Source organism: Protofrankia coriariae, assembly GCF_001017755.1.
Classification (GTDB): Bacteria; Actinomycetota; Actinomycetes; order Frankiales; family Frankiaceae; genus Protofrankia; species Protofrankia coriariae.
In genome coordinates, this window is record NZ_JWIO01000069.1 from 1 (window position 1) to 12,504 (window position 12,504).

The 12,504-nt window shown below is 66.9% G+C and carries 12 protein-coding genes; 8 read left to right on the plus strand and 4 right to left on the minus strand.

Annotation, left to right across the window (positions count from 1 at the left end):
* Positions 1–8 precede the first annotated feature (8 nt).
* Positions 9–251, plus strand: a complete 243-nt coding sequence (locus FrCorBMG51_RS27640) for a GNAT family N-acetyltransferase (RefSeq protein WP_076845303.1) — start codon at positions 9–11, stop codon at positions 249–251.
* A gap of 75 nt (positions 252–326) precedes the next feature.
* On the opposite strand, the gene FrCorBMG51_RS30095 is transcribed toward FrCorBMG51_RS27640, so the two are convergent.
* Positions 327–1,148 (minus strand): excalibur calcium-binding domain-containing protein, encoded by an 822-nt coding sequence (locus FrCorBMG51_RS30095; protein WP_235433852.1) that lies wholly within the window; start codon positions 1,146–1,148, stop codon positions 327–329.
* A gap of 430 nt (positions 1,149–1,578) precedes the next feature.
* On the opposite strand from FrCorBMG51_RS30095, the gene FrCorBMG51_RS23480 reads away from it, so the two are divergent.
* The 4 genes from FrCorBMG51_RS23480 to FrCorBMG51_RS23495 all read left to right on the plus strand — a co-directional run bounded on the left by FrCorBMG51_RS23480 (position 1,579) and on the right by FrCorBMG51_RS23495 (position 4,182).
* Positions 1,579–1,761 carry a hypothetical protein gene (locus FrCorBMG51_RS23480; protein ID WP_047225182.1) on the plus strand — a complete coding sequence of 61 codons (183 nt, stop codon included), beginning with the start codon at positions 1,579–1,581 and terminating at the stop codon, positions 1,759–1,761.
* A gap of 581 nt (positions 1,762–2,342) precedes the next feature.
* Positions 2,343–2,690 (plus strand): helix-turn-helix domain-containing protein, encoded by a 348-nt coding sequence (locus FrCorBMG51_RS23485; protein WP_047225183.1) that lies wholly within the window; start codon positions 2,343–2,345, stop codon positions 2,688–2,690.
* Positions 2,687–3,535: an ImmA/IrrE family metallo-endopeptidase gene (locus tag FrCorBMG51_RS23490; protein WP_047225184.1), complete on the plus strand. Its 849-nt coding sequence runs from the start codon at positions 2,687–2,689 to the stop codon at positions 3,533–3,535. Before FrCorBMG51_RS23485 ends, FrCorBMG51_RS23490 begins: the two co-directional genes overlap by 4 nt.
* On the plus strand, positions 3,532–4,182 hold the full coding sequence (locus tag FrCorBMG51_RS23495; protein WP_047225185.1) for a PIN domain-containing protein: 651 nt from the start codon (positions 3,532–3,534) through the stop codon (positions 4,180–4,182). The genes FrCorBMG51_RS23490 and FrCorBMG51_RS23495 overlap by 4 nt, the downstream gene beginning before the upstream one ends.
* 274 nt (positions 4,183–4,456) lie before the next feature.
* On the opposite strand, the gene FrCorBMG51_RS23500 is transcribed toward FrCorBMG51_RS23495, so the two are convergent.
* From FrCorBMG51_RS23500 to fxsT, 3 genes are all read right to left on the minus strand, one after another.
* Complete coding sequence (locus FrCorBMG51_RS23500; RefSeq protein WP_047225186.1) at positions 4,457–4,867, minus strand: type II toxin-antitoxin system VapC family toxin; 411 nt, start codon at positions 4,865–4,867, stop codon at positions 4,457–4,459.
* The gene (locus FrCorBMG51_RS23505) at positions 4,864–5,088 is read right to left on the minus strand and encodes a hypothetical protein (RefSeq protein WP_047225187.1); all 225 of its coding nucleotides are present in this window, start codon (positions 5,086–5,088) and stop codon (positions 4,864–4,866) included. The genes FrCorBMG51_RS23500 and FrCorBMG51_RS23505 overlap by 4 nt, the downstream gene beginning before the upstream one ends.
* Positions 5,089–5,504: 416 nt before the next feature.
* A complete protein-coding gene (fxsT, locus tag FrCorBMG51_RS23510; RefSeq protein WP_052914985.1) occupies positions 5,505–8,234 on the minus strand; it encodes an FxSxx-COOH system tetratricopeptide repeat protein in 2,730 nt (909 codons plus the stop codon).
* Between the two features lie 886 nt (positions 8,235–9,120).
* On the opposite strand from fxsT, the gene FrCorBMG51_RS23515 reads away from it, so the two are divergent.
* The 3 genes from FrCorBMG51_RS23515 to FrCorBMG51_RS23525 form a co-directional block, all read left to right on the plus strand.
* Positions 9,121–10,287: an SAVED domain-containing protein gene (locus FrCorBMG51_RS23515; protein WP_047225188.1), complete on the plus strand. Its 1,167-nt coding sequence runs from the start codon at positions 9,121–9,123 to the stop codon at positions 10,285–10,287.
* Between the two features lie 91 nt (positions 10,288–10,378).
* Complete coding sequence (locus tag FrCorBMG51_RS23520; protein ID WP_047225189.1) at positions 10,379–11,407, plus strand: SMODS domain-containing nucleotidyltransferase; 1,029 nt, start codon at positions 10,379–10,381, stop codon at positions 11,405–11,407.
* A 15-nt stretch (positions 11,408–11,422) separates the two neighbouring features.
* Positions 11,423–12,504: hypothetical protein (locus tag FrCorBMG51_RS23525; protein ID WP_047225190.1), on the plus strand; the 1,082-nt coding region annotated here is incomplete at its 3' end.

A 12,504-nucleotide genomic window follows, 5' to 3' on the forward strand; every position in this document is an offset into this window, starting at 1 on the left:
CATTTGACTTGACATCTACCGTCCGGCCGGACCGTCACGGCGCGGGTCTGGCGCGGTTTTTCTACGAAGACTTCTTTCGACATGCCCGGCTAGGCGGTTGCCGAGAGGTCAGAGCGGTCACCGCACCAGGCAACGAAGCTTCAGTCAAATTCCACAGGCGTCTCGGTTTCACGGTCAGCGACCCCGTGGCTGACTATAACGGCCCGGGGCGACCAATGGTGACGTTCCGGAGGAACTTGGCAGAAGAATAGTTGTCGGGCTCGATGTCGACACGCGGAGCACACGCTCCCGCTGCTGGTTTTCGTTGACGTTGAATGCAAATCAGATCAGCGGGTTTCGCAGGCGACGCCGTCGTGATTGGCGTCGAGGGCAGCCCGATATCCGGGCTGGCCCTGATAGATCGGTGCCGCGCCGGCCGCGCGTGCCGCGTCACAGTTCCGGTAGTAGACGCTGCTGGCTGTCGTAGCCGGCGCTGGCGTCGGCGGTCTGGGTGCGATCGACGCCGGCCGCGGGGTGCTCGTGGTTCTCGTCGGCGTCGTCGCGGCCGGCGCCGCGGCGGTCGCCTGCGGGCGGGAGGCTGTCGTCGCGGGTGCGGCGGTCGCGACCGTGCCGCCGACTCGGCGCGCCAGCTCCTGCCAGCGTTCGTCCCCGTTGCCGAGGGCGTTGGTCGTCCGCTCCCACAGCACGGTGAGGGTGACAGCGCCCCCGCCGGTCCAGATCTTGTCGCACCACTGGGCGGCATCGGCATAGTAGCCGGCACCGACGTGGAACGCCTGCTGGGTCTCGGCGTCTGGCGCGGCCGGGTAGTCGCGAGCGGTCTGCGCCAGGGCGGCGAGGGCCTGGCATGCCGGCCGCAAGGAGGCGCCGTCCTGGGCGGCGATGTGCTGGCGGACGGCCGCGGCCGATGTGGCGATCTGCCCGCGCAGCTCCGTGGTGCCGTCGTACCAGACCAGGGCCGCGGCCGGGCTGGCCGGCGGGCTGGTGGTGGCCGCCGCGCTCGCCGCAGCTGCTGTCGGCTTCGTGCTGTCGCCTCCGGCCGAGGCGATCGCACCGATGATGACCAGGATGACGAACGCCCCGATCAGGCAGCCGCAGCCCTGTCGTTTCTCCTGTGGGCTCATCTCGTCCCACCGCCGCCGTCGCGCCATGGCCGCCCCCCGTGTTGCCCAATGACGTTGCGCATCATGCCGCATCACGGGGTATACAGGCTCATCGGGGTAACAGTTGTCGGCCCGACCCTCTACAGCGGGCTGTTCGGCTTTCCGCATGTGATCGCTGCTGGTTTCACAAGCGGGCGGGTCAGCGTGGTGAACGTGTCGCAGATGACTCGGTGGGTGCCTTCCTCGATCCAGCAGGAGTGGCAGAGCGCTGGCCCACTCCCCGTGTGCTCGGACTGCGGTAGGGGGCCGAACCACAGGTTCGGGGAGCCTGGTTCGCACCGTATGCCCTGGTAAGGATCATCTATACGGGTGAAGATCCAGGGGGTCACGAGACGGCGCGGGTCGTCGGCTGGTGACTCCGTCACGATCACACAGGTCGAGCCGTTCGACGAAGTTGACCAGTACCCAGGGTTCGGGGGTGTCAGGCACTCTGCTCCAGCCGCGCGCGCAGCTCGTTGAGGTCGTCGGGGTGTTCTGGGCCCTCGCGTCGATCGGCCGCGCGGCGGGTCGCTCGGCGCCAGTGCGCGGGGTGGTCCAGCCCGCCGGCGGCTCCGGCAGCGTCGCGAGCCAGTTGATCAGCGTGACGCCAGCTTTGCGGTAGGTAGTCCGGGTCTTGTGGGATCGGCCGGTGGTGGCCAGGCTCTGGTTTCAGGTGTCCAGCGGGAACCGTCAGACGGGGTCCGCTCTCTCGATGATCGCTATCGCGGGGGGCGAAGTTACCATCTCGCTGACCGCTGATCTTGACGGATCCCGTTGGTATTACTACGGCCCATGCCTGGTCAGGCCGGCTGTGGTGTACCCAACCAGCACTAATGCGAACCTAAACCCGCAGGTCAACGGCCCGACCGTGTCCATCGAACCCGCCCACGCGAAGATCCGACGGGCCGGCTACGCCACCAACACGAACGCTAGGAAGATCGGATAGGGATTGACTGGTGCGGCCGTTTGAGCCCGGCCGGCGATCTCGCGGCCGGCCCGAAGGTTCGGCGTCCGCGGTCCGCGGTGGTGCTTTGGTCGCGTGATCAGGGCCGTTGAAGGTCCACCAGCCCCGGCGATGCATCTTCGATGCCCGCCGGGGCGGAGAAGCCGAAGCGGATTCGGTGACCTGCAAAGCGTGCGGTTGAACGGGCCGGAACCAGCCGTGAATCGGGTATGCTTGATCTGATTCAAGGGGGTGGTGGTATGGACTCGATCGGTGTGGGTGAACGGATCAGGCACGCCATGAGTGCTGCCCAGCTGACCCAACGGGCCTTGGCTCAGGTCACGGGTATCTCGCAGCCGACGCTGTCCCGGATCGTCGCTGGTGATCGGGTAGCCAAGATGACGGAGATCATCGCGATCGCGGGCGCAACCGGTCATTCCGTGGCGGAGCTTACTGGTGTCGGATCGGTGGCCGACCGTGCCCAGTACGCGGCCCGCGCCACGAACGATGCCGAGATGGCCGCGATGCGCCGGGAGCTGTTGCACTACCTGGATCTGGACGCCTATCTGGATGACCAGGGCATCCCGCCGCTTCCGGTGGTGGCATGAGCGCCGAGTCGGACGGGAGGGACGCGGCAGCGCAGTTCCGCCGCGACCATCGCCTGGGGGCACAGGCCCTGGGCGATCTTGTGTCACTCGTCGAGCAGACCACCGGGATCGACGTGGCCGTACTCGACGCAGGCCCGGACGAGCACGGGCTCACAGTGCGCGATCCAGTCCGGAACTCGGTGTTCATTGGCGTGGCGCGGACCGACCGGCCCATGCGACAGCGCAGCTCCCTCGCCCACGAACTGGCGCATGTCCTGTTCGAGGACTGGTCGGAGGCGCCGGAAGAAACGTGGAGCGAGCGTCGACCGGCGGAGGTACGGGCGGATGCCTTTGCCCGGCACCTGCTCATACCGGCGGAGGGGCTGCGCGGGTTCCTTGGCGACCGCGGTCCTGAGGGTATGGACCTCGCGCTGCTTTCGCAGGTGACGCAACGGTTCCTAGTATCCCCGCCGATCGCCGCGATCGCCTTGGAGCAGGCTGGATACATCACGGAAGCCGTGAAAGTGGAGTGGCGAGCTGTCGCCACGCCGTGGCTGGCGGCCCGGTTCGGCTGGATCGACCAGTACCGTGCCCTGCAGGCCGAGTCCGATCAGCGGCGGGCTCCGCAGCGGCTCCTCGCCCGTGCGATCAACGGCTATCTGGAACACGTTGTCTCCGCGCAGGCTCTGGCCACGCTCCGCGGCATCGAGGTCGCGACTGTGGAGACGGAGCTACGCGAGGCAGGCATCGAAGCAGGAGAGCCGCCCCGGGCGTGGACTGACGGCGCCGACCTGCCGGACGTCGACATCGATCTGAGCGGTCTCGACGATGCGGCTGGCGAGTCTTCCCCGGCCCCCACACGGTGACCGTACGGCCGGTCGTCGACGCCGGGCCAGCTCTCAGCTTCCTCGCCGTCAACAAGGAAAGGCTGCTCATCAGTGTTCTCGGCCCGCTCAGCGCCCCGGAGACCGTCGCTTCCGAAGTGGTCCGCAAGGCCCGCTCCGACCCTCGGTTCCGCGCAGCCGAGGCGGTCTGGAACAAACTGACGCCGACCTGGATCGAGATACTCCCCGACGACGTCACCCCGGAGCTCGCGGTTGTCGTCTCCCGGATCAGCCGGCTTCCCATGCACGAGCGCATGAAGGAGAGCAGGGATCTGGGCGAGACCATGGTCGTCGCTCACGCCGTCGTCGCGGCCGAAACCGGGGCGATGGTCACCGTGCTCATCGACGACGGGGTGGGCGCCGCGATCGCCACCACCGAACGAAGGCGGCTGGAGCGGCTACGGACGCAGGGGAGGCCTGTAGGCGGACTGAGACTGGTGAGCACGCTGACCGTTCTGGAACGCGCGGCAGGCAGAGAGCATCTTCCCGACCGCGCCGCGATGCGCTCCCTCTACGCTCGACTCCGCGCCGGTGACGACGGCCTACCGCCGATCGAGAACACCAGACTGCTCGGCTCGGGTATCTGGGAGCATCCCACCAAACCGGAAGCCGGCGAGCCTGGTACCTGAACGACTGTGATGGCCCAGCACTCCAGCGCGCGGCCGCAGGCACCGAAAGATCAGCGGGTGGCGTAGCCGCTCTCGGCCTCTCCTATCCCTGCGCGAACCTGTTCCCGCAGCTCACAGGTCCGATCATGGTGTTGGGTGCACCCAACCAGCACTAATGCGAACCTAAACCTGCAGGTCAACGGCCCGACGGTCTCCATCGGACCAACCCACGCGAAGATCCGACGGGCCGGCTACGCTGGCAACACGAACACCAGGAAAACTGGCTGACGGCAGGCTACGGCAGCAGGGTGAAAGCGGGGACGTGGCTTGGACGGACCACGCTGAAGTGACGGCGGTCCAACGTGGCGATATGCACCGCCTGGAACTTCTCGGCGACCGCGACGACGAAGGCGTCGGCGGTGCCCAGCGGAAGACTTGCATACCGCTCGACCAGATCAGCGGCCCGATGGGCGTCGGCAGGCGTGACGGGTGCCAGCTCGTAGACACCGTCCGCCACGTCGCGCAGAAAGTTGGCCTCGGCCTTCGCTCCGGCCCGGCTGAAGAGCATGTAGCCGATCTCCGAGAGGAGCGGAGCTGGGAGCAGAAGTGGCCCGGGAAAGTTCTGGAGCAGGTCGACGCACTGCCGGTGATGATCGTCCTTGCGGTTGGCGACCGCCACCACCGGGCCGGTGTCGACGACGATCACGCGGTGCGGCGCCCCTCGGCACCCCACGCGTCGCGCACGACTTCCTTGGCGCGCTCGCCCAGATCCGGCTCACCGTCGAAGACGGCGGTCGTACGGAAGCGGCGACGGGGGCGCTCGCCGTGCTCGGCTGCTGCCCATTGCCGCAGCAGCTCCACGGCTTCGGATAGCCGGTCCTCCGGCAGCGCGTCAAGCAGCCGGTGTGCTTCCTCGCGCACGGTCATGCATCCAGTGTAGGAGCCGTGCCCGCCGCTGGCCCTGCTACCGACGTGGTCTCCGTCCCGGGAAGTCCGACATCTCGTTGCGACCCAGCGGTCACGGGCACCCGCAGACCCGGCAGCTCCCACTGCTGTGGTCGGTGATTTCGATCTTGCGAGGGGTGCTGCGGTGGACGAACCCGAACCCGCGGGCCATCTCTGACCGGGTCCTGCGTGTGAACGCCGTCCAGCTCTCCGGGCCGCGCGCGAACCTGCTCATGCAGGTCAGAGGCTTGATCACGCTGGTGGGTACACCCAACCAGCATTAATGCGAACCTAAACCTGCAGGTCAACGGCCCGACCGTGTCCATCGAACCCGCCCACGCGAAGATCCGTCGGGCTGGCTACAACGGCAACACGAACGCAAAGAAGATTGGCTTGGTTTAGTCGGAATTGGGAAACTCGGCGAGCGTGCTTCGCATCGAGATGGTCAATGGATGGTCATCACCGAGGACGCGTCGGGATCTGGTGAGGACGTCGTCGAGGATTGCCCGTGCTGTCGCGGGGTCACCCTGATCCCGCACCATGCCCGCGTGCCCGTACGCTGCGGCGATCGTGGAGGGGTGGTCCTCGCCGAGGATGCGTCGGGATCTGGTGAGGACGTCGTCGAGGATTGCCCGTGCTGTCGCGGGGTCACCCTGATCGCGCACAGCGAACGCAAGCTCGTGCGCGGTGCCGATGGTGTCGGGGTGATCTTCGCCGAGGATGCGTCGGGATCTGGTGAGGACGTCGTCGAGGATTGCCCGTGCTGTCGCGGGGTCACCCAGATCTCGGAACACGCCCGCGAGATTGCTGGCGGCCGTCAGTGTGTCGGGGTGGTCTTCGCCGAGGATGCGTCGCCGTTGAGTGAGGACGTCATCGAACATCGTTCGTGCCGTCGAGTGATCGCCCTGATCGCGGACCACGCGTGCGAGTTCGTGTGCGGTGCCGATGGTGGAGGGGTGGTCTTCGCCGAGGATGCGTCGCCGTTGAGTGAGGACGTCATCGAACATCGTTCGTGCCGTCGAGTGATCGCCCTGATCTCCCACCACGCGTGCGAGTTCGTGCGCGGTGCCGATGGTGTCTGGGTGGTCCTCGCCGAGGATGCGTCGAGACTGATCCAGGAGATCATCGAATATTGCCTGCGATGCGCTCAAATCGCCTTGATCCCCGACCACCCGCGCGAGGTAATGTGCCGTGGCGAAGGTGTCGGGGTGGTCCTCGCCGAGAATGCGTCGCCGACGGGTGAGGACCTCATCGAACAGGGCCCGTGCTGCCGGGTAGTCTCCCTGTTCCCGCACAACACACGCGAGGTTGTGCATGGCGGTGATCGTCTCCGGGTGATCCTCGCCGAGCTGCGTCGTCCACAGTGTGTACGTTTGCCTGCTGAGGCTGGCAGCAGTGTGATTGTCTCCGCTGGATCGGAGGGCTTCAGCAATACCCAGGACCAACCGGAGGGCGGCATCATTGGTGCTGTCGAGCATGCCGGCAGCCAGCGCGTGTGGGTACAGCACGATGTAGCGGGGCCAACATGCCGGATTGCCCGGATCGGCGGGGTCGGCGGCGGTGAGAAGGGCATGCACGGCGGTCCGCAGCTGTTCGCGCTGTTCGGTGGGGGTGTGCTCGCGTAGGACGGCTTGGACGAGCCGATGCATGACCAGCCCGTCGGAGGTCGTGCGGACCAGCCCCAGCCGGCAGACTGCTGCCACCCGGTCGGCGAATGCCAGCGGATCGTGGACCACGTCGGCCAGCGCATAGGGCAGCTCGGCGAGCTCTTCGGTAGTGGGGTTGAAAAGGTTCAACGGTACTGGTTCCGGACCGAACCGGGCTAGCAGCCGCAGCAGGTCAACCGTGCTCGGATCATTCACCCTGTCCACGGCAACGGTCCACGCGGCAGTGACCGGCAGCGAGTAGCGGGCTGACTGACCGCGGGTCAGAAGCTCCGCTGTTCGGTCGGTAAGTAGCCGCTCGTAAGTTGCTACCGGCATCCCAGTCGTGGCCAGCCAGCTACCCGCCTGCTCCAACGCCAGTGGCAGATTTCCCAACGACACCGCGAGCTGACCTGCCTCGGCACTGGTGAGGCGTTCGCATCCGCGCTGGAGCAGGCGAACCGCGTCCGGGCCGGGCAACACGTCCACCTCCACCGGCTGCGCCCAACCCGCCCACGCCGGATCCCGCGAGGTCACCAGTACATGTCCGCTACGGCCCGCTACCGCCAGAATCCCGAACGGGTCTGACGGCGTCTCGGCGTTGTCGACCACCACCAGCCACCGCCGGAACGGTTCACCACGACGTAGTACCTCCATCAACCCGGCGATCCGATCCAGCGCGTTGTCTGCAGCTGGCACGCCCACCCGGCTGGCCAGCTCGACAAGCGCACCCACCGCTAGAGCGGTCGACTCACCCGGCACCCACCACACCAGGTCATAGTTGGTGGCATGCCGGTAGGCGTACTCGACGGCGAGCTGGGTCTTCCCGACCCCACCCAGGCCGTGCAGCGCCTGCGGCAGAACCGCTGCCGATCCCTCTGCACGTGAAAGCCGGCCCGCAATCGCGGCCAACTCGGAGTCCCGGCCGGTGAACAGCGGATTGCGGGGCCAGGGCACCGACCACACCGCCGGCAACCCGCTCGGAAACGGCACAGGAACCGGAACCGCCCGCACAGCCGGCGGGAACAGCGGCGCCACCGCCGGCTTGCCCCGCCCGCCGGACACCGCCAACCGGGCCGCCCGCAGCAGCTCTGCCCGCGCCCGCGCCTCATCGACTCCGAACACATCGACCGAGACGATCTGGCCTAGCAACCCGGGTCGGCCATGCTCAGTCACCCGGACCGTCAGCACTTTCCGAGCCTGCCCGGCCGGGTCAGCTGACCACGCCGCCTGCCACTCCGCCGCCCCATACACCGACTCTGCATAGTCCGCGGAGAGGACCGCTATCGTCCGGTCGGCCCGGGCCACACCTTCCTGCATCCCCGACACCCAGTTCGACCCCGGCGCGAAGTCCCATGCCTGGATCAGCACCCGGTAGTGCGCATCTTCCAACGTCCAGGCGATCCACTCCGCCCACGCCCGGTCTGCCTGGGCGTACGACACGAAAAAGTGCGGGTTGGCGCTCTCATTGCCCCCGTCGGTCACCCGGTAAGGATGCCACCACTGCCCGGCGAGTCAGAAGCAGATCGATCACCGCGTCTGCGAAGGAGCCGCGCGGCTCGCCAAGAGTCGGGGTGCGGCCGAGCCTACGGCCCGCGGCCTCGAATTTTGGCGGACAGCGCTCAATCTCGATCTTCGATTCATCCCCGCGTGAGTGCTGCGATCAAGAAGCTGTCCGGGCCCGGGCCCAACAGGGCTCGAACCCAAACCAGCAGGTCGGAGCGCTGCTGCCTTCGACGCCGTTGGTGTCCGACTCTACGGAATCTTCAAAACTTGCAGGTCGTAACGTCTGTCGATGTTCATCGACAAGGCCGAGTGCACCCAACCAGCATTAATGCGAACCTAAACCTGCAGGTCAACGGCCCGACCGTGTCCATCGAACCCGCCCACGCGAAGATCCGACGGGCACGATACAACGGCAACGCGAATGCCAGGAAGATCGGGTAAGAGCCGATGGGGATGACCGCGCTGCTTGTCGGGCCGGATAGATAGGGTCACGCCAGAGCGGTGCTGACCGGCGCCACCCGGCGCCATCCGCAGGCCCTGACCCCCAGCAGTGCGCGGCCTGATCGCGTCTCTATGTGGCCGATCGGATCGTACCGCCTGAACACTATGCTTGAGTGGCAGGACGCGGTGGCTCGGACGGGGCCCACTCGCTGTGATTGGCAGACCGCTGCCGCGAGGTCTTCATCTCGCTCGTGCTGCAGCGACGGACATCGCGCTGGGCGGCGGGGCGTCGTCGGTCAGCCCCGCCCGACCGGTCATGAGCCATTGATTTCGGCGAGCATGTCAGCGGTGAGGTCGCCTATGACATGACGTGGTGGCGTATGGCCGTCCGGATCTGTCGGACCCTCCCGGTAGCTTCTGATCTATGGCGTTGAACCAGGTCCGGGACACCTCCGTCAAGCGGGGAAGCATCAAGGCCGCGGTGCGACTCGCTGTCTGGGCGCGAGCCGCCGGGTGCTGCGTCATGTGCTCCACCAGCCTGCTCGAGCACCGCAATTTCTTCCACACCGTCCTGGTCGGAGAACTGGCGCACAACGTCGGCGCCACGGCCACTCCTGGCTCGCCCCGCGGGATGGCCGAAGAACTCGCGGATCGGGAAGCGGAGGAGAACCTCCTGCTGCTCTGCCACGCCTGCCACCGTCTGATCGACGATGAGGATCATGCCCCGTACTTCACGACCGAGCGGCTCCGTGGTCTCAAGAAGGCGCATGAGGATCGTGTCCGGGTGGCCGCCACCAGCGGTGGGCTGCGGCGGACCGCGGTGATCCGGATGGGCGGTCTGGTGCGGGGGGCCACGGCCTTCGCGTCTCAGCGGCAGACAGCCGACGCGCTCCTGTCCGACGGCTATCTCGGCCTCGCGGACGGCCGATGGCAGGGAGACTTCGTCTGCCACATCCCCGGTGACCCGAGCCGCTCCTCCTACTGGATCGCCGGCCAGGAAGAGATCAACCACACTCTGGGACTCGTCGAGCAGGCGGTCGCGAGCGGGCAGGTCGACCACCTGTCGATCTTCGCGATCGCTCCGATCCCGCTGCTCGTGTACCTGGGCTCTCGGCTTGACGACAAGACGGACACGCAGCTGTACCAGAAGCACCGCGACGGAGACCAGGGCTGGCGCTGGGACAAGACCGCCCCGATCCACGACTTCTCTACCGTCGCCACCCTGGACTCCGCCCCGGCCACGGAGGTCGTCCTCGCCGCCTCCCTCACCGCGGAGGTCCAGAAGACCAACCTCCCGGATGCACTGCGGGGGCTGCCGTACTTCGAGATCAGGCCCGAGGCTGATCGCTTCGGTCCTGGTCTCTTCGCACACCCGGACACGTTGCGGAACTTCGCCGACCGTTGGCGGAACCTGCTCGCCGAAGTCGAAGCGACATGCCCTGGAGCCGCGAGGTGGCACCTCGTCGCTGCCGCGCCGCTGTCTTCCGTCATCGAGATGGGACGCGCCTTCATGCGCGGGGCGCAGCCTCCCACCGAGGTGTACGAGCGGCAGGGCGACACCTACACGCCTGTCGTCCAGGTCAACACGTGACCGGCCACCGCTTCGACCTCGCCCACACGCACACGACCGGATCGGAGACGCCGGTCACCGCATCGCCAGTAACCACCACGGGGGACGCCCAATGAGACATACCGACTACTTCGACAGCTTCATGAAGAACACGGTCAACCTCAGCCAGTACAACCTGGACCTGCTCGCCAGCCGCGTCGATGCCATCTACGCGGCGCTCAAAGCGGATCCGGACCTCGGCCCGCGACTCGTCAAGAAGATCCCGCAGGGCTCCTGGGCACAGGAGACGATCATCAGCCCGCAGAACGGCAAGCCGTTCGACGCCGACTTCCTCGTTCAGATGACGGAGGAGGCCGACTGGTCAGACGACGTGCAGCAGTACATCAACGCTGTCTACAAGGTCATCCACCACCACTCGATCTACGGCGACATGCCGCACAGCCGCAAGTGCCGCTGCGTGTACGTCGAGTACGCGAACAACAGAATGCACGTCGACATCGTCCCGTACGTCATCCTCACCGACGGCCGTCAGGTGATCATCAACCGGGATGACAACGCGTTCGAGACCACCGACCCATCCGGCTTCACCCAGTGGATGAAAGACAAGGACAAGATCGCCAACCGCAAGCTGCGCAAGGTCATCCGCCTCCTGAAGTTCCTGCGCGACCACAAGAACTCCTTCACCGGCACCAAGTCGATCCTCCTCACCACCCTTCTCGGGATGCAGGTCGAGGAATGGAAGAAGATCCTTGACCCCGGCTACTACAGTGACCTGCCCACCGCCCTGCTGCACATGGTCGGCGACCTGGACGCCTGGCTCCAGGCACGCCCCACCAAGCCGTCCATCGCCGACCCGTCGAACCAGGTTGTCACTTTCGACCACCGGTGGAGCGAGGAGACCTACGCCTACTTCCGTGACCGCATCCACGTGCACGCGGCCGAGATCCGCGACGCCTACGAGGAGACCGACGAGGAGGAGAGCGTCAAGAAGTGGCAGGCCCTGTTCGGTGACAAGTTCCAGGCGCCGGAGGCCTCGTCGTCCAGCAGGAAGTTCGGAGCCGCTGGAGCGGCGGCCGGCTTCACCGGCGGTACCAACCTTCCTCGCATCTCCTCGTCCGGCCGATCCGGTCGAGCCGGGTAGCGAATCGAGCCGGTGGTGACGAAGCGGAAGCGTGTCCGGTTCACGGACTGGCAGGAGTCAGCCGTCCGTGAGCTGGACGCGGTCGCAGGCGCCCTACCGGGCGAGTTCCGACTGCTCGACCGCCCCAGGCTGATCGACCGCGGGTTCGTTCAAACCCGCATCCGCCTGCGGACCGCCGACCTGCCCCGCGCCCCGCACGGCCTTCCCCTGCACGAGTACGAGGAGTTCTTGCTGGGAATCGGCCCCATTCGGCCGGTGCCGCCGTGCGTCGAGGTCGACCATGATCGGTTCATTGGCTACCCGCATGTGCTAGAAGGGCGACGGCTGTGCATCTACCTGGATCCTGCGCGGGAGTGGAACCCGCAGCGAGGATTCGCCGGTGCGATCGATCGGCTGCACGACTGGCTGGCAGACGCGGCGGCAGCACGGTTCAACCCCGACGCGGCCCTACACCACGCCGTCGGCGGCATCCTCCATCGCACGCCGGGCACCCCCACCATCGTCGTTCGTGAATCCGGCACGCCGGCCAAGGCGCGACCCGCCTTCCTCACGGTGCGATCACCGCACCGGTATGACCTTCACTACGACGGCGGTCACCCAGACCAGCACCGAACCGTGCTCTTCCAGGTAGCAGGCCCCCTACCTCTCGGCGCGGGGACCCGGCTATCCGACCTGCTGACGCGGCTCGACACCGCGAGCGCGCCCGGGGCCCCCGTCACTCCGCGGCCCCGGCCTCAAGCAGAGGCCTTTCTCGCGGCGCTCGCGGCTGCCGCCATCCGAAACCCGGCGCGCACACCCCAAATGTTCATCCTCGCGGTCCCTCACCCCACCGGCGGACCGCCGCATCTCCTCGCAGGCCGAGTGCCCGCCACAACGGCCGACGAACTGCGGCGACTCGTCCGCCAGCGCCGCGACCCCATGATCAGAATCGATACTGAGGCGCTCGACATCCAGACACCTGTGGAGTGGTGCACCGTGTCCGACGAACGGGACAGCGTCACAACCCGACGCGACACCAGCCGTCCTACCAGCGCCTACCTAGGAAAAACCATCCACATCTGGGGCTGCGGCGGTTCGGTAGATGTCAAGTCAAATGA